At 56.0% G+C, this 24,700-nt stretch carries 19 protein-coding genes; 11 read left to right on the top strand and 8 right to left on the bottom strand.

The window, feature by feature from the left end:
• Positions 1–9: 9 nt before the first annotated feature.
• The 4 genes from ACA048_RS22000 to ACA048_RS21985 form a co-directional block, all read right to left on the bottom strand.
• Entirely contained in the window at positions 10–261 is a 252-nt protein-coding gene (locus tag ACA048_RS22000; protein WP_497626261.1) for a pyocin S6 family toxin immunity protein, read from the bottom strand.
• Positions 262–634: 373 nt separating this feature from the next.
• The gene (locus tag ACA048_RS21995) at positions 635–862 is read right to left on the bottom strand and encodes a DUF7683 domain-containing protein (protein WP_497626260.1); all 228 of its coding nucleotides are present in this window, start codon (positions 860–862) and stop codon (positions 635–637) included.
• Positions 859–2,037 carry a colicin E3/pyocin S6 family cytotoxin gene (locus tag ACA048_RS21990; RefSeq protein WP_497626259.1) on the bottom strand — a complete coding sequence of 393 codons (1,179 nt, stop codon included), beginning with the start codon at positions 2,035–2,037 and terminating at the stop codon, positions 859–861. Before ACA048_RS21990 ends, ACA048_RS21995 begins: the two co-directional genes overlap by 4 nt.
• Before the next feature lie 381 nt (positions 2,038–2,418).
• Positions 2,419–2,928, bottom strand: a complete 510-nt coding sequence (locus ACA048_RS21985) for a BRO-N domain-containing protein (RefSeq protein ID WP_497626258.1) — start codon at positions 2,926–2,928, stop codon at positions 2,419–2,421.
• Positions 2,929–3,504: 576 nt separating this feature from the next.
• Here ACA048_RS21985 and dcm point away from each other — a divergent pair.
• From dcm to ACA048_RS21970, 3 genes are all read left to right on the top strand, one after another.
• Complete coding sequence (dcm, locus tag ACA048_RS21980; RefSeq protein ID WP_497626257.1) at positions 3,505–4,941, top strand: DNA (cytosine-5-)-methyltransferase; 1,437 nt, start codon at positions 3,505–3,507, stop codon at positions 4,939–4,941.
• Between the two features lie 166 nt (positions 4,942–5,107).
• The gene (locus ACA048_RS21975; protein ID WP_497626256.1) at positions 5,108–6,319 is read left to right on the top strand and encodes a type II restriction endonuclease; all 1,212 of its coding nucleotides are present in this window, start codon (positions 5,108–5,110) and stop codon (positions 6,317–6,319) included.
• A 160-nt stretch (positions 6,320–6,479) separates the two neighbouring features.
• On the top strand, positions 6,480–6,911 hold the full coding sequence (locus tag ACA048_RS21970) for a very short patch repair endonuclease (RefSeq protein ID WP_497626255.1): 432 nt from the start codon (positions 6,480–6,482) through the stop codon (positions 6,909–6,911).
• 147 nt (positions 6,912–7,058) lie between these two features.
• On the opposite strand, the gene ACA048_RS21965 is transcribed toward ACA048_RS21970, so the two are convergent.
• The 3 genes from ACA048_RS21965 to ACA048_RS21955 all read right to left on the bottom strand — a co-directional run bounded on the left by ACA048_RS21965 (position 7,059) and on the right by ACA048_RS21955 (position 9,814).
• The gene (locus ACA048_RS21965; RefSeq protein ID WP_038369622.1) at positions 7,059–7,283 is read right to left on the bottom strand and encodes a DUF2188 domain-containing protein; all 225 of its coding nucleotides are present in this window, start codon (positions 7,281–7,283) and stop codon (positions 7,059–7,061) included.
• 483 nt (positions 7,284–7,766) lie between these two features.
• On the bottom strand, positions 7,767–9,017 hold the full coding sequence (locus ACA048_RS21960; RefSeq protein WP_007943877.1) for a ribonucleotide-diphosphate reductase subunit beta: 1,251 nt from the start codon (positions 9,015–9,017) through the stop codon (positions 7,767–7,769).
• 533 nt (positions 9,018–9,550) lie between these two features.
• Positions 9,551–9,814 carry a DUF2790 domain-containing protein gene (locus ACA048_RS21955; RefSeq protein WP_497626254.1) on the bottom strand — a complete coding sequence of 88 codons (264 nt, stop codon included), beginning with the start codon at positions 9,812–9,814 and terminating at the stop codon, positions 9,551–9,553.
• 475 nt (positions 9,815–10,289) lie between these two features.
• Here ACA048_RS21955 and acs point away from each other — a divergent pair, with 475 nt between their 5' ends.
• From acs to argR, 7 genes are all read left to right on the top strand, one after another.
• Positions 10,290–12,245, top strand: a complete 1,956-nt coding sequence (gene acs, locus ACA048_RS21950; protein WP_497626253.1) for an acetate--CoA ligase — start codon at positions 10,290–10,292, stop codon at positions 12,243–12,245.
• A 699-nt stretch (positions 12,246–12,944) separates the two neighbouring features.
• Positions 12,945–13,718 (top strand): ABC transporter substrate-binding protein, encoded by a 774-nt coding sequence (locus ACA048_RS21945; protein WP_497626252.1) that lies wholly within the window; start codon positions 12,945–12,947, stop codon positions 13,716–13,718.
• Between the two features lie 91 nt (positions 13,719–13,809).
• On the top strand, positions 13,810–14,499 hold the full coding sequence (locus ACA048_RS21940; RefSeq protein ID WP_027923922.1) for an ABC transporter permease: 690 nt from the start codon (positions 13,810–13,812) through the stop codon (positions 14,497–14,499).
• Positions 14,496–15,194 (top strand): ABC transporter permease, encoded by a 699-nt coding sequence (locus ACA048_RS21935; protein WP_497626251.1) that lies wholly within the window; start codon positions 14,496–14,498, stop codon positions 15,192–15,194. Before ACA048_RS21940 ends, ACA048_RS21935 begins: the two co-directional genes overlap by 4 nt.
• Before the next feature lies 1 nt (position 15,195).
• Positions 15,196–16,308 carry a M14 family metallopeptidase gene (locus ACA048_RS21930; RefSeq protein ID WP_497626250.1) on the top strand — a complete coding sequence of 371 codons (1,113 nt, stop codon included), beginning with the start codon at positions 15,196–15,198 and terminating at the stop codon, positions 16,306–16,308.
• A 27-nt stretch (positions 16,309–16,335) separates the two neighbouring features.
• The gene (locus ACA048_RS21925) at positions 16,336–17,100 is read left to right on the top strand and encodes an ABC transporter ATP-binding protein (protein ID WP_046042317.1); all 765 of its coding nucleotides are present in this window, start codon (positions 16,336–16,338) and stop codon (positions 17,098–17,100) included.
• Between the two features lie 113 nt (positions 17,101–17,213).
• The gene (gene argR / locus ACA048_RS21920; RefSeq protein ID WP_497626249.1) at positions 17,214–18,194 is read left to right on the top strand and encodes a transcriptional regulator ArgR; all 981 of its coding nucleotides are present in this window, start codon (positions 17,214–17,216) and stop codon (positions 18,192–18,194) included.
• A 1-nt stretch (position 18,195) separates the two neighbouring features.
• Here argR and ACA048_RS21915 read toward each other — a convergent pair whose 3' ends face one another.
• The gene (locus ACA048_RS21915) at positions 18,196–23,040 is read right to left on the bottom strand and encodes a dermonecrotic toxin domain-containing protein (protein ID WP_497626248.1); all 4,845 of its coding nucleotides are present in this window, start codon (positions 23,038–23,040) and stop codon (positions 18,196–18,198) included.
• Positions 23,041–23,326: 286 nt separating this feature from the next.
• On the opposite strand from ACA048_RS21915, the gene ACA048_RS21910 reads away from it, so the two are divergent.
• On the top strand, positions 23,327–24,547 hold the full coding sequence (locus tag ACA048_RS21910) for an aspartate aminotransferase family protein (RefSeq protein WP_497626247.1): 1,221 nt from the start codon (positions 23,327–23,329) through the stop codon (positions 24,545–24,547).
• The last annotated feature ends 153 nt before the right edge of the window (positions 24,548–24,700 follow it).

Below are 24,700 nucleotides of genomic sequence, written 5' to 3'. Positions count from 1 at the left end.
AAATATTTTTCATTGCTGGGAGCGCGCCCCTATAAAGTATTCCAATTCCTCAGGGAAACTGACGCCTATAAGGTCTGAGAGCTCCATTACCTGACTTGCATTTAAAAGTAACTCTCCTGGTTCCACTTCGCTAAGTGGCTTGGATTCAATGAGATGGGCAACTTTCTCATTGAGTTTATTTCCTTCGATATTCAGCTCAAACTGCAGGGAGTCGTCCTGCTTCTCATCGGGGTAAAAGCCGGTGATGGAAAGATAGCGCATGCTTTTTCTCTTCAGGGACACTCTGGGTCTTCCTGCTTGGCTTAGCGCCCTTCGTTCTCCCGTTTAATGATTGAATTCGCCCAGATGGTCAACGTCGATGGCGGTTCGGGCACAGTGCTACGGCACTTCTCGTCCTGTCGTAACCTTTTTCCGCCAGATGTTTAGCATGATGGACCTCGAGGAAGTGCCTGCCATTTTTCTTAGACGGTGCCAGTGGGAACTCATATCGCACACGTCATAGATCGACAACTTGTCGTCGATGCTGAGGTTGTAGGCGGGGCTGAATTTCATGGCGGGTTCGGGCCCTTAGTGCGAGCAGAACGTGGGGCGAATTGCACTGCCTGTTTTCAAAACACCGTAAACCCATCACACGTCAATTTTGACTGGTGGTTAAAAAAAGAATGAGATCGGATGGAAACGAAACCGAGCAGGCCTGTTCAATGGCTGTAATTTGCTCCTTCGTCAATTGGTAGTCATACACGTAGTCCTCTTGATCCTTCCAGCCCATCAATACCGCGAGTTCCTCGCTTTTGATCGGAAGCTCGTGCTCATAAGAAGCAAAGTCGTCTCCCTCATTGATACCCATCACCGTGTGCTTCATGGCTCTACCGTCCTCGTTGGGTCTGCAGGTTTTGTCTGATTGCCTGATGCGTGATCAAACTCGCCCAAGTGTTTTCCGCGTTTGTTGTATTTCTCCACTGCGCCGTGCTGGAAGTCCCATTCGTAAATTGTGCCTTTTTTATCCTTCCAACGAGGACGTAGGCCCCCGCCCTTCATGCGAGTTTTGCCTGGGGCCCATTTTGCATCCGGGAAGGCCGGCAAGGTATGTGGCTTCGGGTAGTAATGATGAGAAATACTGACAACGACATAGACCGGCCTTACCCCCGACTCCACGGGAAACACCAGAATGAAATCCTTGTACTCCGGCGGATACACCGGGTTCACGATGATGCTGGCCGCCGCCGACGTCGGCGGATACACCCAAATATGCGGCGCCTGCGGTGCAGCCTCCAGCGCTGGAATGCCGAGGATATCCGAACCATCCACTGCTGGCGTCCAGATCAGCTCAACACCCTCCCCGAGATCCGCCACCTGCTGGCTGCCGCGCAGTGTGAACTGCACGACATCGACCATTTCCCAATCGCGGTTCTTACCGGTGTAAAAGCCGTATCCCTTGAGACTGCCATCAGCCTGTTGCTCGACCTGCAAGCGAACGCGGGTTCTGGCCTGTTTCAGGGCGCGCAGTTGATCTTCGGTATAGAGCGCGCTGTCGCCCAGGCTCGGTGTCCAGAACAACGCGACAACGCCGGCCAATGTGGTGGCAGTGGCAGCCTCAAGTGCCAATAAAGGTACAGCGAGAGCCGGGGCTCTAAGTGCCAGTCGACCGATGCCGAGCGAGACGGTACTGCCGCTGATGGTTTCGAGATTCAGCAGCCCGGCATCGTCTACACCACGAGCGCCGAGCCAGGCAATTTCGCCGTAATTCTTGAGACCGTCGGTCGGCATAACACCCGAAGGATTCGAGTAATCGATGATGGCGTCCGGCAGGTTGCAGGACTTGGCAAAGACACATCCGGCTTGAGCCGGCCTTTGCTTTTTCGCTATGACCTGACGGCTGCGCTCGAAGGCGTCTTGCCTGGCTAGCATGGCCTCGTAGGCTTTTTGCCTGGCATCCCGTTCGGCCAATTCGGTGGCAGTCATGTAGCGGTAAGTGACGTGATGCCCATCACCGGAGGGGGGATTCTTAATCCGCGGAATGTCCTTGTTGCCAGCCACTGATCTTCCTTTCGTTCATCCATCGGCAGCCCCGGGAAAAGGGGCTGCGCGACGTTAACGAACGTGGCTGATCGTGGCTGTAGGACGATTCCTGGATGACTCTAAGCGGTTTCTTTTTTTAACGGGACGGCAGCGCAATCCTTACGGCTCGCCGTCTTCGTGCACATGTGCCGATGAAGTTTTCCAAGCCATAGCGACGCGGTTAATTTTTCCTGGTCGCTTAAATGACGACAGCGACTGTTTTCAACACTCCGACACCAGCGGCAACATACCAAACCTGTGGGAGTGAGCCTGCTCGCGATGGCATCAGTGAATACGCCACTTAAACAAAATCCGCCACTTGAAACTCAAGCAGCGGATTTTCTTCACGGCAACGAATGATCAAAAACCTCGCAACACTCGCGACGCCTTCCGCCACCACGATCCGCGTTGATTGAAAGGATCATCCGTTAATACACAAGGCATGTCCCGCAACCGAATCCACGGCTCATCCTGCCAGTGCAACATGCAAAGCGACATCTTCGGCCAGTCCAGAACACTCAACGTTGGGCGTTCAACTGACCGCGATGGACGAGCATCACGCAGCGCCGGAATCACTTGGTGCGTCAGCCATTCGCGCAGCAACCGATACTCCGGGCAATAGTGATAAACCAGCAACGCGTAGACGCCGGACTCGCTGATCATCAGGCGTTCTTCTGCTGTGCCGTGAGCATCCACCAGCATCATCTGTCGCTGGTCTGAATCGAGTTTGCGTGACATTCGCTCGTCGAGGAATTTCCCCATCAACCGCCCCAGGTCATGAGCGCAGAACCAGGCCTGGTTCTCCACCAGAAGTGCGTGAAGGTAGATGTCGTGACGAGTGAAAAGGGTTGAAGCGAGCGGTTCAGACATGGCGAACCTCCTGAAGCGGAAGCACGCGATGGGACGTATGGATACGGCGATTCACCTTCATCATGAAGGTTGGATAGTCAGGCATTTCCTTTACCTCTAGCTGCTTTCTTAGGGCATTCGTTATGGGTGTCGGGAGCTAAGAAACCCACCAGAGACGGGCCGGACATATTCCCCTTTCGGGTCTTGTATTCGCCCACTCCCGACATAACGGGGATTTTCTCGCAGGCGTAGGGAAACCGCAGACGAAAAAAAGCCGCATGACTGTCGGGTGCGGAGGGCCGCTCTGGTTTGTAGAGTTTCTTAGGCTCGGAAGCGAGGTTAGGTTGATCAGGGGGAATCGTCAACCAGCGACTTTTCCTACCTCTAAAGAAACAAAAACGAAATCTGGACAAAGGCTGAGAGTAAATTATGCTGTGTTTATATCCAGTGTCTGGTTGCTGTTAATTTCTACGCTTGCCCGAATCCGTGTTGGTAAGCCTATGTCACGGATCTGAAGAAATTTCATTTACTTTGAGGTTTACGGGGCTAGAATGGTGATCATTCGTCACAGCTTTGACCCAGAGGAATTTCGGGCTCATGAATCTTTTTGAAACGCCATCTTTTGAATCCTTGAGCGAAACGACTTCGGGTTCCTTTGAGCCGGATACCCATCCTGTGACTGATCTTGTGCTGTTGCACAAGCTGCTTGAGATTTACGATCAAGGCCAGCTCGCCGAAATTCTCAACGATGTCAGCCCAACCCATTGGTGCCGTGAAACGATCAATCGCTGGGTCAAAGGCAAGGCATCGCCGAAGCTTTCCCACATTGAATTCACGCGCCTGGAAGCGCTGCTGCCTAAGCGTTTGAACCACAAACCATCCTTTACCTTCATCGATCTTTTCGCTGGTATTGGTGGAATCAGAAAAGGGTTTGAATCTATTGGCGGCGAATGCTTGTTCACGTCCGAATGGAACAAATACGCAGTCAAAACCTACAAGGCGAACCACTTTTGCGATCCGGTTCGCCATCGCTTCAATCTCGATATCCGCTCGGTCACGCTTTCAGACAAGCCTGAAATCAGTGACGAAGACGCCTACAAGAACATTGATCGCGAAATTCCTGATCACGATGTCCTGTTGGCAGGTTTTCCGTGCCAGCCATTCTCCCTTGCAGGTGTTTCCAAGAAAAACTCCTTGGGGCGTAAGCATGGTTTCGAGTGTGAGACCCAAGGCACTCTGTTTTTCGACGTGGCCCGGATTATCGCCGCGAAACGGCCAGCTGCGTTCCTGCTTGAAAACGTGAAAAACCTGAAAAGCCACGACAAGGGCAATACGTTCCGAATCATTTGTGAAGCACTGGATGAGTTGGGCTATGAGGTTGCAGATGTAAATGCGCCGAAGGGTTCAGACCCCAAGGTCATCGATGCAAAGCATTTCGTGCCGCAGCATCGTGAGCGAATTGTGCTGGTAGGTTTCCGTCGTGACCTGAATGTTCACCAAGGCTTCACGTTGCGTGACATCAGCAAACTGATACCAAAGCAGCGACCTAGCTTTGGTGATCTGCTTGATAAGGATGTGGATGACAAATATATCCTCACACCGAAGCTTTGGGATTATCTCTACCGTTACGCCGCGAAGCATCGTGAGAAGGGCAATGGATTTGGTTTTGGCTTGACCCGTCCAAATGACGTGGCTCGTACGCTCTCGGCGAGATACCACAAGGACGGCTCGGAAATTTTGGTTGACCGTGGATTTGTGGAAACCTTGGACTTCAATCATGAGCTGAATCAGCTCCATCGTCCGCGCCGGTTGACTCCGCACGAATGCTCGCGGCTGATGGGGTTCGACAAGCCGGGGGAGAGCAAATTTGTGATCCCTGTATCTGATACCCAGGCTTATCGCCAGTTCGGAAACTCGGTTGCCGTCCCGGTTTTTGAGGCTGTGGCTCGGTTGATGAGGGACCGGATATTAGCGGCGAAAGAAAAAACTGCTGATAAGGAGCAACCACAATTGGAGTTTGCTCTTCCTGAATGATGAGACGTGCATCTCTATTTAGAGACCGTTGAATGAAGGCTCGATTGGTGACTCAAGCCTTCACGGCATGACAGAATTCTTGAGTCGGAACACCTCGCAGAAGCAATTCTGCGGGCCTGCCTGACATTCTTCTTTTCGCCCCCTAAATTGTTCAGCGACCTTACCCATGACAAGCTTTTCGCAATGGATTGAAGACAAGAATCAAGATGAATGGTGGATATTCATCAAGCGACTTTCGGCAAACGACACAGGACTCACGGGTGGAAATGGGGTAGGTATTTATGTGCCCAAAGCAGTTGTAGGCATAGCGTTGCCGTCCATTTCGAGCACTTCTTGTATGAATCCTGACTGTAGTCTGACGGCGCAGGTCACCTCACATGGTTTTCCAGAACAGACGCTGAGAGGTATTTACTACAACAATCGCCATTTCGATGGACCAGGGTCGCGCAACGAACACCGTTTGACGAGATGGAATACAGACGTTAAAAACAGTCCCGCCCAAGATCCGGAGAATACGGGGGCACTAGCGATCTTTGCGTTCCATGTACCTCATTTGGGTCGAGACTCAGAGTTTTTGGATATCTGGATTTGCAAGAGCTTGGAAGAGGAAGAGTTTGTTGAGAACAAGATCGGTGAGGTAATTCCCGGTACTACGCTTTTTGACCGGGGTGACAGGCTGTTTGCCGGCTTTGCTCCGAGTCCGGATAAAGAGTCTAGCAATGTTGCGATTCCGCCTGCTTGGGAGGATGCATTCCCTAGTGGCGAAGAGATTATTGCCTATCTACTCGCAGTATTTAGTTCCGTGAAGTCAACGCCTGATGAGCTCGTCCTCGAACGGCGTGACAACGAATACAAACTGTTCCGTCAGATTGAAGAATTTCACATTCTGCATCAGGTTCAGAAGGGATTTGGTTCCGTCGAGGAATTCATGCAGATGGCGAACTCGGTCAGCAATCGCCGCAAATCAAGATCGGGAAAGTCACTTGAGATACATCTTGAGCATCTCTTTCGGCAATTTGGACTTGTGGCGTTCAGTACTCAGTGCAAAACAGAGGGCAACAAGCGGCCTGATTTCATCTTCCCGTCATGCGCCGATTATCATGACCTTGCGTTCCCCGATCAAAATTTGCGTATGCTGGCTGTCAAAACAACCTGCAAGGACCGCTGGCGTCAGGTTCTAAATGAAGCCAACAGGGTGGACAGAATCCATCTGTTTACTCTTCAAGAAGGCGTTTCTCCTCATCAATTTGCCGAGATGAAGGCCGCGAACGTCAAGTTGGTGGTGCCTAGACCATTGCACACGAAGTACCCGGATGAGGTGCGTGACAAGCTTATGACTTTGAGCGATTTTATTGTGGAAACCAAAAGTCTACGCTGAGGCACCTCGACTTTGAAGACTTCGGGGGAGCGTGGGGATGCTAGTTTCAGGCCGCTCCTCGTCCATAGCCGAGGCGGTGGCATCCATTTCACGAGCCAGATCTGATGAGGTGGATAGCCTAAATCTTGGTTGGCAATGAGGTTTTCCAGGTAGAGCTGAAATGGACATAGTTGACTCGGCAACTCGCTCCAAGATGATGTCCGGCATTCGCGGTAAGAATACTGTCCCGGAAATGGTGGTCAGAAGATTCCTGCATGCTCGAGGCTATCGGTACCGAGTCCATAGGAAAGATCTTCCGGGCAAACCTGATCTTGTACTTCCTGGTCTGAAAGTCTGTATTTTTGTCCATGGTTGCTTCTGGCATCGCCATCCGGGTTGCGTCTATTCAACGACTCCAAAGACACGACCCGAATTCTGGAGCGAAAAATTTCAGAAGAATGTAATTCGAGATTTAGCCAACATCGACGCTCTTGAAGCTGCCGGCTGGAATGTTTTGATTGTTTGGGAATGCCATCTTAAGAATGATCCCGATACTTTGGAGCGACTGGCGGAGAAATTGCGCGTTATCGCCTCTGGCCATTCAATATGCTGATTGCGTAGACAGGGCGCATTCAAAGGTTGGAGCTGGAGCCAACACTGATGGTGGGCGCGAACTGCGCAGTTCTGGGTAGGTAGGATAATTCGAGAAGCGTTTTCTGTTCAGCTAGCAGGGAGTTGGCTCTTCCTTGAGCCGATACGATTAGCCCTTGGGAGGAAACGGATCATCTCCGTAGGTGTTGCGCTCTCGAATTTGCCCATTCTGTCCATGTATGAACATTTCGCTTCCTTGGTTTTTTGCGATCTCGCGCGCGAGCTGAATAGCTTCTGCTTGCGTGTTCACAACCTTTGTTGCCTTTGAGTTGCCCGCGCCTTTGACGGCCCAGTCGTCTCCATGTGGAACGACATGCTGATTTTTCTTGGACATGATTACAATCCTCTCAATGTGGATGTCTGTGCATTGGCAAAAATGCCTAGCTTGCCGATTTACTTTGGAAACAAGATCTCGTGCGAAACCCAGTCTCCGACGATCAGCCGTTGACACCGCTCAAAGGTCGTCCATACTCACGCCCCGCATTTCCCAAATGCTTTCGTGATTGTGGGTTCCCCCGATTACGGCCCGTACGAGTGGGCTTTGTTCACCAGTACGGTCAAGGCCCACAGCATCCGCTCTAACGGTTGCTGTGGGTTTCTTGTTTTTGCCCCCTCATCTTCTCGCCATCTCTCGATAGCAGACGTCAAGGCTCTATTCTTGGCTACTTCTGTGCCAGATGCTCAGTGGTTAACAGTCGTTCGCCATAAAGATTGAGCAGGAGCCACTAACTGCGGCTCCGCTCTGACTTATTTCTCATTCAAAAAAGTGCGATGGACCAAAAAAACACATCGTTACTTTAGGCTGTGCACTCAGGAATCAATCCCAGCTCAACGCCCCACCAGTCTGATACTCAATAACCCGAGTCTCAAAGAAATTCTTCTCTTTCTTCAAGTCCATAATCTCGCTCATCCAAGGGAACGGGTTCGTAGTCCCCGGATACTCTTCCTTCAACCCAATCTGCGACAAACGACGGTTAGCAATAAACTTCAGGTAATCCTCCATCATCGCCGCATTCATGCCCAATACCCCGCGAGGCATAGTGTCACGCGCGTATTCAATCTCCAGCTGAGTACCCTGCAGAATCATCTGCGAAGCCTCTTCCTTCATCTCGGCATCCCACAAGTGCGGGTTTTCGATTTTGATCTGGTTGATCACGTCGATGCCGAAGTTCAGGTGCATGGATTCGTCGCGCAGGATGTACTGGAACTGCTCGGCGACGCCGGTCATTTTGTTGCGGCGGCCCATGGAGAGGATCTGGGTGAAGCCGCAGTAGAAGAAGATGCCTTCCAGAACGCAGTAGTAGGCGATCAGGTTGCGCAGCAGCTCTTTGTCGGTTTCGACGGTGCCGGTTTCGAACTTCGGATCGGAGATCGAGCGGGTGTATTTGAGGCCCCAGGTGGCTTTTTTCGCGACCGATGGGATCTCGTGGTACATGTTGAAGATCTCGCCTTCATCCATGGCCAGCGATTCGATGCAGTACTGGTAGGCGTGGGTGTGGATCGCCTCTTCGAAGGCCTGGCGCAGGATGTACTGGCGGCATTCCGGGTTGGTGATCAGGCGGTACACGGCCAGGACCAGGTTGTTGGCAACCAGGGAGTCGGCGGTGGAGAAGAAGCCGAGGTTGCGCATGACGATGCGGCGCTCGTCGTCGGTCAGGCCTTCCGGGTCTTTCCAGAGGGCGATGTCGGCGGTCATGTTGACTTCTTGCGGCATCCAGTGATTTGCGCAACCGTCCAGGTACTTCTGCCAGGCCCAGTCGTACTTGAACGGTACGAGTTGGTTGAGATCGGCGCGGCAGTTGATCATGCGCTTTTCGTCGACAGCGACGCGGGCGGAGGCGCCTTCGAGTTCGGCGAGGCCTTCGGCGACGTCGAGGGTGTCCAGGGCAGCTTTGGCACGGGCGATTGCGGCAGAGTCGTTCGCGGTAACGGCGCGAGCTTCTTGAGCGGCGACACCACCTGCGGTGTCGAGTCGGTCCATGTTGGCTTCGGTCGCGTGGCCGGCGTTAGCGCCTTTTACCACGGCTTCGCCGCTGTCTTCTTTGTCGAATTCGTCCCAGCTCAGCATGACGTGTCGTCTCCTGCGTGAGGGCCAGATGCCCGTGTGATGGTTTTTCACACGGTCGGTCTGACCGCGTTGGATCTTAAGGAATCGTTTTTTGCAGCCAAGGCAGGCAATAAAACAGAATTTTGTACGGGGTTCCGAGAGCCACTGATGGGCGCAACCAGCGTTAAACGCTACTGCGGGGCTTCAGACTGGCGTTTCATCCCTGTAAGGGGATATTGCAGGCCCGTTAAGGCGGCATTATAGGGAAATTTTTGCCGGCGTGGTGCGGCGAATCGGCTCATGGAACGGCCGGAAGGGCGGGTTTTTCGGGCAAACCGAGGGAATACAGGGCTTTGGCCGGTGTAGTTTTTTTTTCGTAAATTTTGACGCTGGATTGTTTCTGCTCAAAAAACAGTCAAAAACGCCGCTTTTCACTACATGTTGTGTTTCGTAGCGGTTTTCGCGGTCTGCAAACACAACTGAGCCCGACCGGAGCCGGGCTGGATTCGACCTTCAGTTGTCAGCTGAAATGGCCCGATTCGGTGCAGTCGAGATCAGCCGTTAGAGCAGCCGTTACCCATCACGCTGTAGCTCAGAATATGGCGTTCGCCCTTGGAGTCTTCGTATTCCATTTTCATCGGGACAACTTCACACACGTTCGGTACTTCGCTCATGGAAACAACTTTGGCGATGTCCAGGTGAGTGGCGTAAGTGTATTGCTCAACGGCCGGTTGTTGCTGTGCGACATCAGTCGGGACCTCGTCTGCCATGGCGGTTGCGCACAGGCTGCTGAGGGCCAGAACTAATAAAGCTTTCATTTCGGATTTACCTTTTAGAGGTCGAATGGGGTCACGCAACCTTTGTGGGGTTGCGTGTGGAGCTTCGGTATCGGAGTGTTTGATTAACTGCCTTCGTGGGGGCTGCAACTCGGTTAATCAGGTTGCCTTGTTGGCGGGGCAGATTTTAGGCGTGGGGTTTTCATTCATATAGGCGTGGTTTTGATAAACACCTTTGACGGAATTCGTAACAATCCTCGAATATCGTTGTAAGAAGCGTTTGGCTGGCGGTCTTGGTGATGGAGTTTTTTTCAGGTAGACCGCGTCGAACTCATCGCGGGCAAGCCTCGCTCCCACAGGAGGGGTGTGATATTTGGGACGTGTGTTCCAGGCTTGTTTTGGGCTTTTCAGGACATTTTGTAGGGGCTTGTTACTACCATCGTCGAATGGTTCTATAGGCCCGGCCCGGCTACAACTGGGGCCATACAAAAACAACTATTCCACCGAGGTAAGAAAGATGAGTGCGGCTTCTCTGTATCCCGTTCGTCCCGAGGTTCTGGCTAACACGCTGACTGACGAGGCAACCTACAAAGCCATGTACCAGCAGTCGGTCGTCAACCCGGACGGCTTCTGGCGCGAGCAAGCCAAGCGCCTCGACTGGATCAAGCCTTTCACCACGGTGAAGCAGACGTCTTTCGACGATCACCATGTCGACATCAAATGGTTCGCCGACGGCACGCTGAACGTTTCCTACAACTGCCTCGACCGTCATCTGGCCGAGCGCGGCGATCAAGTCGCGATCATTTGGGAAGGGGATGATCCTTCCGAAAGCCGCAACATCACCTACCGCGAGCTGCATGAACAAGTCTGCAAGTTCGCCAACGCCTTGCGCGGCCAGGATGTGCACCGCGGCGACGTGGTGACTATCTATATGCCGATGATCCCCGAAGCCGTGGTCGCCATGCTGGCCTGCACCCGGATCGGCGCGATTCACTCGGTGGTGTTCGGTGGTTTCTCGCCGGAAGCCCTGGCCGGTCGCATCATCGACTGCAAATCCAAAGTGGTGATCACGGCTGACGAAGGTATTCGTGCCGGCAAGAAGATCCCGCTCAAGACCAACGTCGACGACGCGCTGACCAACCCGGAAACCAGCAGCATCCAGAAAGTCATCGTGTGCAAGCGCACCGGTGGCGACATCAAGTGGAACCAGCATCGCGACATCTGGTTTGAAGACTTGATGAAAGTGGCGGGCAGCGTCTGCGCGCCGAAAGAGATGGGCGCCGAAGAAGCGCTGTTCATCCTTTACACCTCCGGTTCGACCGGCAAGCCGAAGGGCGTGCAACACACTACCGGCGGCTACTTGTTGTATGCAGCCATGACCCATGAACGTGTGTTCGACTACCGTCCTGGCGAAATCTTCTGGTGCACCGCCGACGTCGGCTGGGTCACTGGCCACAGTTACATCGTCTACGGCCCGCTGGCCAATGGCGCGACCACGCTGTTGTTCGAAGGCGTACCGAACTACCCGGACATTACCCGAGTGGCGAAGATCGTCGACAAGCACAAGGTCAACATCCTCTACACCGCGCCGACCGCGATCCGCGCGATGATGGCGTCGGGCACTGCGGCGGTTGAGGGCGCTGACGGCAGCAGCCTGCGCCTGCTCGGTTCGGTCGGTGAGCCGATCAACCCGGAAGCCTGGGATTGGTACTACAAGAATGTCGGCAAGTCCCGTTGCCCGATCGTCGATACCTGGTGGCAGACTGAAACCGGCGGCAACATGATGAGCCCTCTGCCGGGTGCTCACGCGCTCAAGCCGGGTTCGGCGGCACGTCCGTTCTTCGGTGTGGTGCCAGCATTGGTGGACAACCTCGGTAACATCATCGAGGGCGTTGCCGAGGGCAACCTGGTGATTCTCGATTCGTGGCCGGGCCAGGCACGTACCCTGTACGGCGACCATGACCGCTTCGTCGATACCTACTTCAAGACCTTCCGCGGCATGTATTTCACGGGTGACGGTGCGCGTCGCGATGCGGATGGTTACTACTGGATCACCGGTCGCGTGGATGACGTGCTCAACGTGTCCGGCCACCGCATGGGTACTGCCGAGATCGAAAGCGCGATGGTCGCTCACCCGAAAGTCGCCGAAGCGGCGGTGGTCGGTGTGCCGCACGACATCAAGGGGCAGGGCATTTATGTCTACGTCACCCTGAACGGTGGCGAAGAGCCGAGCGAGCAACTGCGCCTGGAGCTGAAAAACTGGGTGCGTAAGGAGATTGGTCCGATTGCTTCGCCGGATGTAATCCAGTGGGCGCCGGGGCTGCCGAAAACCCGTTCGGGCAAGATCATGCGGCGGATTCTGCGCAAGATTGCGACGGCTGAATACGATGGGTTGGGGGATATTTCGACCTTGGCGGATCCGGGTGTGGTGCAGCATTTGATTGATACGCACAAGACCATGAATGTTGCTTAAGTAGCGGGTCTGGAGTGATGAAGCCCTGCCGGGTGGTGAGCCTGGTGGGGTTTTTTATTGTCTGGGGTTTTGTGGTGCCAGGTCGGGCCCCTTCGCGAGCAAGCCCGCTCCCACAGGGGATTTGCGGTGCATGTGGGATCTGCGTGGTAACCCGATCAAATGTGGGAGCGGGCTTGCTCGCGAAGAGGCCGGGTCAGGCGCTGCATAAACAACAGCCAATAATTATCGGCTTCAGTTGTAGGCCCTTTCCCACTGTTACCCATCCCCCTTCAAGTAACTGAATGTGTAACCGCCCACACCCATCCGGGGCATTGGGAAACGCTAAACCCCATTCCCGGGCCTCCTCAGCCCTCCAGAAAAATAAGACATAACGCCAAGCTTGCCGGATTAGAAGGGTTTGCCAATAATAGGCCCGCAATTTGCAATGTAGATCGGTTCACTGTCTTTTGCTCTCGCATGATTTTGCAGGGCTGTCAACGCGCTCAGGCGGCTTTCTCGGTGCTTCTGTAATTAGTTGTCGCATTGAAGAAATATCGGCTTCGGGCCTGTCGTTAGAATGCCGATCACTCGCTCGTTGTTGTTCGCGTTGAAAAAAGCGCGCGATTCCTATAGCGCAGCATCGCTTTGTGGTTCTACTCACTCGCACATTGGGCTGTCGCTCACTCTGCCGTTTTTGCCCTTTACCGATGGAGTCCCAAGATGAAGAAACTCGTGCTGCTTGGCGCCCTGGCACTGTCCGTGCTGTCCCTGCCAACCTTCGCCGATGAAAAGCCTCTGAAAATCGGCATCGAAGCGGCTTACCCTCCGTTCGCTTCCAAAGCGCCGGACGGCAGCATCGTGGGTTTCGACTACGACATCGGCAACGCCCTGTGCGAGCAGATGCAGGTCAAGTGCGTGTGGGTCGAGCAAGAGTTCGACGGTCTGATCCCGGCACTTAAAGTGCGCAAGATCGACGCGATCCTGTCGTCGATGTCGATCACCGAAGACCGCAAGAAGTCTGTCGACTTCACCAACAAGTACTACAACACTCCGGCGCGCCTGGTCATGAAGGCCGGCACTCAAGTCACCGACGGCCTGACTGAGTTGAAGGGCAAGAACATCGGCGTGCAACGTGGTTCGATCCACGAGCGTTTCGCCCGTGAAGTCCTGGCCCCGCTGGGTGCCGAGATCAAGCCTTACGGTTCGCAGAACGAAATTTACCTCGACGTGGCCGCCGGCCGCCTCGACGGCACCGTGGCAGACGCTACGCTGCTGGATGACGGTTTCCTGAAAACCGACGCTGGCAAAGGCTTCGCCTTCGTTGGCCCGGCGTTCACCGACGTCAAATACTTCGGCGACGGCGTAGGTATCGCGGTTCGCAAGGGCGACGCGCTGAAAGACAAGATCAACACCGCGATCGTTGCCATTCGTGATAACGGTAAATACAAGCAAATCCAGGACAAGTACTTCGCCTTCGATATCTACGGCAAGTAAAACGCTGCGGCGACAAGTCCGAAATGGCGCAAGCAACAGGATCTCTGAGGTTTGCGCCATTTTTTCATCCCAACTTTCGAGGACCTGAATCATGTTGAAAGGCTACGGGGCTGTCATCCTCGATGGCGCATGGCTGACGCTTCAGCTCGCCTTGTCGTCCATGGTCCTGGCCATCGTTCTGGGGCTGATCGGCGTTGCGCTGCGTCTGTCGCCGATTCGCTGGCTGGCCTGGCTGGGCGATCTGTATTCCACGGTGATCCGCGGTATTCCCGATCTGGTGCTGATCCTGCTGATTTTCTACGGCGGCCAGGACCTGCTCAACCGCGTCGCACCGCTGCTCGGTTTTAACGACTACATCGACTTGAACCCGTTGGCCGCCGGTATCGGCACCTTGGGTTTCATCTTCGGTGCGTACCTGTCGGAAACCTTCCGCGGCGCCTTCATGGCGATCCCGAAGGGGCAGGCAGAAGCCGGCATGGCGTATGGCATGAGCAGTTTTCAGGTGTTCTTCCGGGTGTTGGTGCCGCAGATGATTCGTCTGGCGATTCCGGGTTTCACCAACAACTGGCTGGTATTGACCAAGGCGACCGCGCTGATTTCGGTGGTGGGCCTGCAAGACATGATGTTCAAGGCCAAGCAGGCGGCAGATGCCACCCGCGAGCCTTTCACCTTCTTCCTCGCAGTGGCGGCGATGTACCTGGTGATCACCAGTGTCTCGTTGCTGGCATTGCGTCACCTTGAGAAGCGCTACTCGGTAGGCGTAAGGGCGGCTGATCTATGATCTTCGACTACAACGTCATTTGGGAGGCCTTGCCGCTGTACCTCGGCGGCTTGGTGACTACCCTCAAATTGCTCGCGCTGTCGCTGTTTTTCGGCCTGTTGTGCGCCTTGCCACTGGGCTTGATGCGCGTCTCGAAGAACGCGGCCGTCAACATGAGCGCCTGGCTTTACACCTACGTGATCCGCGGCACGCCGATGCTGGTGCAGCTGTTTTTGATCTACTACGGGTTGGCGCAATTCGAAGCGGTACGTGAAAGTTTCCTCTGGCCGTGGCTGTCCAGCGCAACGTTCTGTGCGTGCCTGGCCTTTGCGATCAACACCAGCGCCTACACCGCCGAGATCATCGCCGGCAGCCTGCGTGCCACGCCGAACGGCGAGATCGAAGCCGCCAAGGCCATGGGCATGTCGCGCTACAAAATGTACAAGCGCATCCTGCTGCCATCGGCCCTGCGCCGGGCGCTGCCACAGTACAGCAACGAAGTGATCATGATGCTGCAGACCACCAGTCTGGCGTCCATCGTGACCCTGATCGACATCACCGGTGCCGCGCGCACGGTCAACGCCCAGTTCTACCTGCCGTTCGAGGCGTACATCACCGCCGGCGTGTTCTACCTGTGCCTGACCTTCATTCTGGTGAAGCTGTTCAAAATGGCCGAGCGCCGCTGGCTGGGCTATCTGGCCCCGCGGAAGCACTGATATGGAACGCATCGATCATGCATTGCCGTGGAGCCACCTGGGCAGCGAACGCCAGATTTCGGTGTTCCGCTTCGGTAGTGGCGAGCGCAAGGCTTACATCCAGGCCAGCCTGCACGCCGATGAGCTGCCGGGGATGCGCACGGCCTGGGAGCTGAAAAAGCGCCTGACCGAACTCGAATCCCAGGGCTTGCTCAACGGTGTGATCGAGTTGGTGCCGGTGGCCAACCCACTGGGCCTCGGTCAACTGCTGCAGGGCAATCACCAAGGGCGTTTCGAAGCGGGCAGCGGCAAGAACTTCAACCGCGATTTCGTCGAGCTGAGCGCGCCAGTTGCTGCTGAGCTGGAAGGGCACCTCGGTGATGATCCGCACGCCAACATCCGTTTGATCCGCCAAACCATGAGCGATGCGCTTGTTGCATTGCCGCCGGCCGCGAGTCAGTTGCAAGGCATGCAGCGCATCTTGCTCAGCCACGCCTGCACCGCTGACGTGGTGCTGGATTTGCACTGCGACGCGGAAGCGGCGCTGCACATGTATGCCTTGCCGCAACACTGGCCGCAGTGGCGTTCGTTGGCCGCGCACTTGAACGTGCGGGTCGGTCTGCTCGCGGAAGATTCCGGCGGCAGTTCCTTCGACGAAGCCTGCTCGCTGCCGTGGGTGCGTCTGTCGCGCCTGTTCCCTGATGCACAGATTCCGCTGGCGTGTCTGGCGACTACCATTGAATTAGGTGGTCAGGCCGATACCGGTCGTCTTGAGTCTGAGGCTCATGCCGAAGGCATTCTGGCGTTCCTCGCCGAGCAAGGCCTGATCAGCGGCGAATGGCCCAAGCCTGCGCAAGAAGCGTGCGAAGGCCTGCCGTTCGAAGGCACTGAATTGCTGTTTGCGCCGCACCCTGGTGTGGTGAGTTTTCTGCGTAAACCCGGTGAGTGGATCGAAGCCGGTGACGAGATTTTTGAAGTGATCGATCCGTTGTCGGATCGGGTCAGCACGGTGTGTGCTGGTACGTCCGGGGTGCTGTTTGCCATTGAACGGCTGCGTTATGCCCAACCCGGTTTCTGGCTGGCCAAGGTGGCGGGGCGCGAAGCGCTGCGTCACGGGCGCTTGCTCAACGACTGACTGACTGTTTTTGTGAGAACCGACCGCATGTACAAACTTGAAGTCCAAGACCTGCATAAACGCTATGGCAGTCACGAAGTGCTCAAGGGTGTGTCCCTGAAAGCGGCGGCTGGCGATGTGATCAGCATCATCGGCTCCAGTGGCTCCGGCAAAAGTACCTTCCTGCGCTGCATCAACCTGCTGGAGCAGCCGCACGCGGGCAAGATTCTGCTCAACAATGAAGAGCTGAAACTGGTCGCCAACAAGGACGGCGCGCTGAAGGCGGCCGACCCGAAACAGCTGCAACGCATGCGTTCGCGCCTGTCGATGGTGTTCCAGCATTTCAACCTGTGGTCGCACATGACCGCGCTGGAAAACATCATGGAAGCGCCGGTTCACGTACTGGGCATGTCCAAGGCCGAAGCCCGCGAAAAAGCCGAGCACTACCTGAACAAAGTGGGCGTGGCTCACCGCAAAGACGCATACCCTGGCCACATGTCCGGCGGCGAACAGCAGCGTGTGGCCATTGCCCGTGCGCTGGCGATGGAACCTGAGGTCATGCTGTTTGACGAACCGACGTCGGCACTCGACCCGGAACTGGTCGGCGACGTGCTGAAAGTCATGCAGGCCCTGGCCCAGGAAGGCCGGACCATGGTGGTGGTGACGCACGAAATGGGCTTTGCTCGTGAGGTGTCGAACCAGTTGGTGTTCCTGCACAAAGGTGTTGTCGAAGAAAGTGGCAACCCGCGTGAAGTGCTGGTTAATCCGCAGTCTGAACGTTTGCAACAATTCCTCTCGGGCAGCCTCAAGTAATAGCTCCCGTTACGCACCAAATTAGGTCATGCTGCGCACCGCGCGCCAGATGGTCTAATTTGGTTGCAGCCGCTTTCGGCTTCTAACACTGTTCTCGTTTCGGATTGCCCGCCATGACTGCCCATCGAATTGGTTTCCTGATTTGGCCCAGCACTAAAGCACTGACGCTTGCGCTGGCTGAGGAGGCCTTGCGTGTTGCCCAGCGTGTGCATCCGGATGTGGTTTACGAACTGTCGTTTTTGCAGGCCGAACCGCCGACCGAAGGCGCCTGGCAATTGCCGGGTGAACCTTGGGCCGGCAAGCTCGAAAATTTCCAGAAGTTGTTTCTGCTTGCCGATGAGCCGCCGGCCACACTCGCGCCGGCGCTCAGCAGTGCGTTGAAACAACTGGTGCGCGCCGGTTGCGTGATTGGCGGATTGTCGGCCGGTGTTTACCCATTGGCGCAATTGGGTTTGCTCGACGGCTATCGCGCTGCCGTGCATTGGCGCTGGCAGGACGATTTCGCCGAACGCTTTCCGAAAGTTATCGCCACCAGTCATTTGTTCGATTGGGATCGCGATCGACTGACCGCGTGTGGCGGCCTGTCGGTACTCGATTTGCTGTTGGCAGTACTGGCCCGTGATCACGGCGCCGAGCTGGCCGGCGCCGTGTCCGAAGAACTGGTGGTCGAACGCATCCGCGAAGGCGGCGAACGCCAGCGTATCCCGCTGCAAAACCGTCTCGGTTCCAGCCATCCGAAGCTCACTCAAGCCGTGTTGCTGATGGAAGCCAACATCGAAGAGCCGCTGACCACCGACGAAATCGCCCAACATGTGTGCGTGTCCCGCCGGCAGTTGGAGCGGATCTTCAAGCAATACCTCAATCGTGTGCCGAGCCAGTACTACCTGGAATTGCGCCTTAACAAGGCGCGGCAGATGTTGATGCAAACCAGCAAGTCGATCATCCAGATCGGCCTGTCGTGTGGCTTCTCCTCGGGGCCGCACTTCTCCAGCGCCTACCGCAATTTCTTCGGTGCTACGCCGCGGGAAGATCGCAACCAGCGGCGCAGCAGCAGCCCGTTCGAGTTGTCGTCGGTGCCGCCCGAGCGCAGCTGAGTTACTCGTCGATCTCGGAGCTTGCAGAGGTGGAAATTTCCATTTCACCTCGGTTGATGATCTCGTCCACCCCGAAATCCGCTCCCGTGCGTTCGTAATAACTGATCAGCCGTAACAGGCTTTCCTCCGTAAGCGGATTGCCTCTCAAGGAAATGCTTTCTCCAATTTCCGCGGGCAGTTCCATCAAATCGCTAGGCACTTCGGTGATTGCATTCGAGCTCAGGTCTACCCAATCCAAATTATCCAAGTGAAGCAGGCCGTTCGGTAATTCGGTGATTGCGGTGTTATCGAGCAGGAGGGTCGACAGGTCCGGCATCTGGCTCAGGTCAATGGTCCGCCCCAGAGGGTTGGAGCCCAGGTCGAGGTAATCGAGCTGTACCATTCCAGCCAGTGCGTTTGCCGACTCTTCTGTCAGTCTGACGCGGCAAGTGGGAAGTGAAAGCGACCGCAATTGGCCCATGTTAAACACGGCATCTGGAATGTTGCCCAGCGTGCAGTCGCGCAATCTCAGGCTTTTGAGGTTGGGAAACGATTCCAGGAAACGGCCGATATGCGTCACGCCACCGGCACTTTGAACCTCCAACGTCGACACATGGCTGAAGTCTGCATTCAGGGCAGGTAGTTGCCCGTTGATGATCGTACGGATCCTCAGTTCGTAGGTGGCCTCTGTGGAGTCGTTGAAGTCATCCAGTTCGGATTCATGCTGCCAGCATTGCTCCAGCGCCTGCTTGAACTCGTCACGGTTGGCTTGTTCGGCAAAGAGTTGGGCGGGGTCGAAAGGCTCGCCGGTCAGCGGGTGGCGGGCTGGTAGGTCTGCGGTCCAGGCAGACAAATCGGTTTTCAATCGAGCCAGCTCGGCTTCCAGGCGCGTCAGCTCTGCCCGGCCATCCTCCAGCGTGCCCGGCAACTCGTAGACAAATTCGCTGGCTTGCTCGACCTCCATGCTTGGGTAAAGCTTTTGAACGCGATCAATGTCCGCCTCGGGGGCATAGATGCCCATGTCGTAAGCGGTGTCGAAATGGTGTTGCTTGACGAGCTGTCGCGAGCGGTTGGAAATCGGGTTGTGCGTGAGGTGCACGCCGCGGTTGTCGTACAGCGAGCTCTCGAACAACTCGGCAGGCAATTCGCTGATCTTGTTGTTCATCAACAGGAGGGTGTCGAGTTTTGGGTGCTGCAGGGCTCCGGTCGGGATGTCGGTCAGGTGGGTATTGCTTAGATCAAGGTGAACCAGTTCTTTCATCGAGTCGATGCGGGGTACGATTTCGAACGGGTTTTTATACAGACCCAGCACGACCAATTTGTCCAGGGACATCAGCTTCGACCATGTGGCGGCGTTTACCCCGATACCGCAATCGCTGAGCACCAGTGCATCAAGGTTCGGCATTCGGGTAATGGCATCGGGGAGGGTGATCAGGTCAAAGCGGCGCAGTTCCAGGCGGCGAAGCCCATTAAAGCGGTTCAGGAATTCCGGTATTCCCTGCGCTGCATGATCGCCTTCCAGAGAAAGCAGCGATACATGGCTGAAGTCCGCGGTCAGTGTCGGCAAATCGCCGGGGATCGGTTCTGCAAACTTCAGCACATACTGCCCGCTCCCATCCGGCGCATCAAAATCCCGTTCGGACTGTCGGCGCCAGCTGCGCTGGATTTCCTGAGCGAGCTGTGTGCGATTGCGGCGCGCGATATCACGGTCCAGATCGTTCAGTGCAAGGCGTGTTTGCGGGTGTACGGTCGGTGCATCGTTTATCCAGTGGCTTAAATCCCGATGCAGCCGGGCCAGTTCGTTGGCCAGGCGTGAAAGTTCTATACGGGCGCCATCGGGATGACGCTGCAGCATGAGGACCATGGCCTGGTTTTCTTCCTCGGAGAGGCTTGGGTAAACCTCGCGAACCCGGTCGTTGAGCGTTGGTGTCGGGGGGGCCGTGCGGCGGTAACCTTCCGTACCCCCAGGCAGGCGCATGGTTGTTGGGTCGTAGAAGGGTTTTCGATGGGGGTTTTTCGCAAACAGTGCACGAAGCTGTGGGTGGTCCAGAGCCTTGGCGGCAATGCGCTGTTTGAACGTCTGGCCTTCGTCAAGGGAAAAGCCCAGTGTGGTGCGCTCGGCATCCGGCAGCGCGTGAAGGATAGCCTGATAAAAATCTCCAGAGAACGTCGGCGTTTGGGTGTCATCAAGCGTCTGATAAACGCCGTCTTCGCTGCGCACCAGCGTTTTTCGGATCGATGCGTCAACTGGCCCGATGCTGTCGCGCACGATCCCGTCATGGACAAAGTCCCTCACCTCGATGCGCACATTGGCGGGCCATTCGGGTAGCAACTCCAGACTGTGCAAGGCTAGCGTGTGGGTGTCTGCGCTTGTCAGGGCATCAGAAAAAAGGCCTTCATAAGCTCGGCTAGCGCGCACCGCTTCCAGGGCTTTCCTGGCGACGTCCTTCAGGCGTTGAGGTATGACCCCGTTGTGTATTTGTCTCAGTTCGGCGCCAGAAGCATTACTCACCAGTTCCTGGGCGATATCGGTCGGTAATCCCTTAAAGTCGTCGAGCATTCGCTGTGTCGGTAGATCTTCTGTCTTCTCCTGTTCGCGATAGCGAAGTTCGAACAGCGACTTGCGGTAGTTTCGGGCAGTGTCCGCGGTCTGCTTGCGCAATGCAGGTGTCTGGGATCCCGGTTCCGGCAGGGCGTTATCGACAGGCCATGAGTCGAATCGGGTCAGTAACTGACGTTGTATGACCGGATCGGCCTTGCGATATTGCTCAGGCTGGTCGCTACCCATCTGTTCGATAAACGTCTGAATGTCCCGATCGATCCTGAAACGCTTGATGGTGTCGGTCAGCAGCGATGGCGGGCGATGGTTTTCGACATGGATTTCTCGCAGTACGTTGTCGTGATAACCACTGATCCGCAGAATCTGCTCGCGCTCGGCGCTGGAAAACGATTCGACACTGTGCCCAAGACGCCGCATGACGGTTTCCCGGTCCCAATGCAGTGGTTGCTCCAGTTCTGTTTGCCAGGCGCCATAACCGTTGTGTCGCAATGACGGCTTATAGGTGTCGACGCGGCTTGGGTGTTCAATCTGAAACTGACCGGTTTCGCGAGTCGCTTGCACGGCGTACAGCTTTCCTTCGAGGGGGAGCAGCGTCTTGCCCGCATGCTGGTACAGGCCGAGACGATCGGGTTTTCCCTCATCGGGCAGTTTGATGGCTTGTTCGTACGGCGTTAAATCCGGCTTCCAGTACTTGGTTTTGCCTTCTGGCGCCGGCACCGGTTTAAGGGGTGCGATCAGTGCCGCCGTTTCGCGAGAAATGAGGCGACTGAATGTACCGGCGACGATGGCACCGCCTACCGCGAATGTCCCTACTTGAATCGCCGTTTCGACGATGCCGATCAGATGTCCAAACGCCGCTTTTTTCAGCCCTTCGGCCCAGTCAATGACCCCCTCGAACGTCTCGTCGAGTAGCTGGTAGGCCATATAGGCCAGCATCAGCTCGCCCAGAAACGGCACAAAGGGCAGGGCAACGAAAGACGCCACCTCAAGGATGGTCGAGGCGACTTTACTGAGCGCGTCCCACAGCGCCCATCGCGCAGCTTGATCGACGCGAGCAGTGGAGACGGCGAGCGAACTGGCATCGTTGATGATCTTGTTCAGCTGGCGCTGGTACAGATGATTCCACAGGTCTGCTCTGAATGGCGTCATCGAAAACTGCAGGTTGGGCTTGTTGATGGGCGTTTCGCGCCAGCTTGGCAACGGGTCGCCATGGCTGTGTTGATGCCATGTCACGGTTTGCAGGCGGCTGTTCAGGTCGGCGAAGAAGTGCCCCCGTTCTGCGTGATCGACGAAGCGGCTGAAGAAGGTTTGATAAGCAGGCGAGCGAAGCTTGCGGGTCAGCTCGGTCATGAACGCCACGGTGTCGGGGTATAGCTTGAGTGGATGCTCCGGGTCGTCCGGAATGTAGGCGATGATCCGGGTTGCCTTGGTTGCCCGGCCTGCTTTGGCGCCAAAGATGACAATGCCGGTCAGCGATGAAGACATCATGGTCAGGTCGTGACAGTGCAGGGGGTGACCGTCCCAAAGTATGCTCGCGCGTCCTTCCAGTACGCGGTAGATCGCGTTAAAGGCGTCGCTATTAATCTCCTGGCGCGCATGGGCCAGGTGCAATGCAGACCGCAGAGCGGCTTTGTTCGTGCTCAAGACCTGTTGTTTCAAAACGGCCCCGGCCACCCGGTTGGTCAACCCCAGATTGTCTTTGAGATAGGCGTTGTACTGGCCGCCAATGTCCAGCTCCCGGCACAACCGGGTAAAGCCTTGAACCGTGATTTTTTTGCAGACCTGCGGCAGGGTATCGAACTGTCCTGTAGGCGACGGTTCGGTAATAAAGGTCGAAGCAGGTTCGTAAGCCTGCGCCTCGGTCTCTGATTGTTGAAAGTTGTGTAGAGCGGCGTCGAGCAGCGACACCGTCCAGGTGCGGGCGGCCCCGGTTTTGATCGCAAACCAGGGCGTACTTAAAGGGATGTACAGGCGCAAGAAGGTGGTTTTGACGTCTACTTCCAGGTCGAAACGGGTTTTCAGCGCCGGGACCAGAAGTGATTCGGCAAAATCCCGGGCGTTTTGCAGCCTTGCCAAATTCGCGCCTAAACGATTTCGCTGGGTCCAATGTACCTGGCTGGAGCTTTTCAGTACCTGATGTTGCAGGCGCGAAGCGTTGCCATGCCATTGAGGCACTTCAAGGCTGGCGTTCTTGAGGGCGCCGCGCGTATCGGCCGATGCCTCTAATACCCACGCGGGCAGATTTCGGTAAAAGTGATGGAAGTGCGTATCCGGGTGAGCGGTGAGCTCAAAATCGTCTTGGTTCATGCGCTAGTCCCTTAGCGTTTGGTTTGAGCCCAAGCAAAACAGACGACGATGCACTACGTGCGGTACATATTTACCGCACCGGTCGACAAGCCAGCCTATAACCTGTGTCGGCGGTTTAAACTGCGCCTTTGCGACGCTATATGTCGCATTGCCGTAAACCCGGTTGAATCCGGGGTTTGCGCTATAAGAAGTTGTCGCTTGGCGGCAAGGCCGGGCTGAAAACTGTCCTTACAATCCCCCCATCGCTCGCCAGTTTCAGGCGAGTGTTCCTCTTCAGGAGACTCCGATGTCCGTTGAGCACGCTGCGGTACAACGCGCCGATTTCGACCAGGTAATGGTTCCCAACTACGCGCCTGCCGCTTTCATCCCCGTGCGTGGTGCCGGTTCCCGCGTCTGGGACCAGTCTGGCCGCGAGCTGATCGACTTCGCCGGCGGGATTGCCGTTAACGTATTGGGCCACGCGCACCCGGCGCTGGTCGGTGCCTTGACCGAGCAGGCGAACAAGCTGTGGCACGTGTCCAACGTGTTCACCAATGAGCCGGCCCTGCGCCTGGCACATAAGCTGATCGACGCCACCTTTGCCGAGCGTGTGTTCTTCTGTAACTCTGGCGCCGAAGCCAACGAGGCCGCATTCAAGCTGGCCCGTCGCGTCGCCTTCGATCGTTACGGTAGCGAGAAGTACGAAATCATCGCCGCGCTGAACAGCTTCCACGGCCGTACCCTGTTCACCGTGAACGTCGGTGGCCAGTCGAAGTACTCCGACGGTTTCGGTCCGAAAATCACCGGTATCACTCACGTGCCGTACAACGATCTGGCTGCACTGAAAGCTGCCATTTCCGACAAGACTTGCGCAGTTGTTCTGGAACCGATCCAGGGCGAGGGCGGCGTATTGCCGGCTGAACTGGCTTACCTGCAAGGCGCTCGTGAGTTGTGCACCGAGCACAATGCACTACTGGTATTCGACGAAGTGCAAACCGGTATGGGCCGCAGCGGCAAGCTGTTCGCCTACCAGCATTACGGCGTGACGCCGGACATCCTGACCAGCGCCAAGAGCCTGGGCGGCGGTTTCCCGATCGCAGCCATGCTGACCACCGAAGACCTGGCCAAACACCTGGTCGTCGGCACTCACGGCACCACTTACGGCGGTAACCCGCTGGCGTGTGCTGTCGCTGAAGCCGTGATCGACGTGATCAACACCCCTGAAGTGCTGGCCGGCGTCAACGCCAAACACGACAAGTTCAAGGTGCGTCTGGAGCAGATCGGCGAGAAATACGGTCTCTTCACTGAGGTCCGTGGCCTGGGCCTGCTGATCGGCTGTGTGTTGAGCGATGTCTGGAAAGGCAAGGCCAAAGACATCTTCAACGCCGCTGAACGTGAAGGCCTGATGATTCTGCAAGCCGGTCCGGACGTGGTGCGTTTTGCGCCTAGCCTGGTGGTTGAAGATGCAGATATCGATGCCGGTCTGGACCGCTTCGAACGTGCCGTAGCGAAGTTGACTCAAGCCTGATAGACCCTTCGGCGCCTGATTGTTCAGGCGTCGAACCAAATTTTATGCCGGCCCCGCTTTTCTGTAGGAGTGAGCCTGCTCGCGATGGTGTGTCAGTCGACATCAATGTTGCTGATCTACCATCGCGAGCAGGCTCGCTCCTACCCAAGTCTT

This window comes from Pseudomonas sp. LBUM1659 (assembly GCF_059716045.1).
The sequence above is the reverse complement of the archived record's forward strand: the minus strand, read 5'-3'. Positions and strand labels throughout refer to the sequence as shown.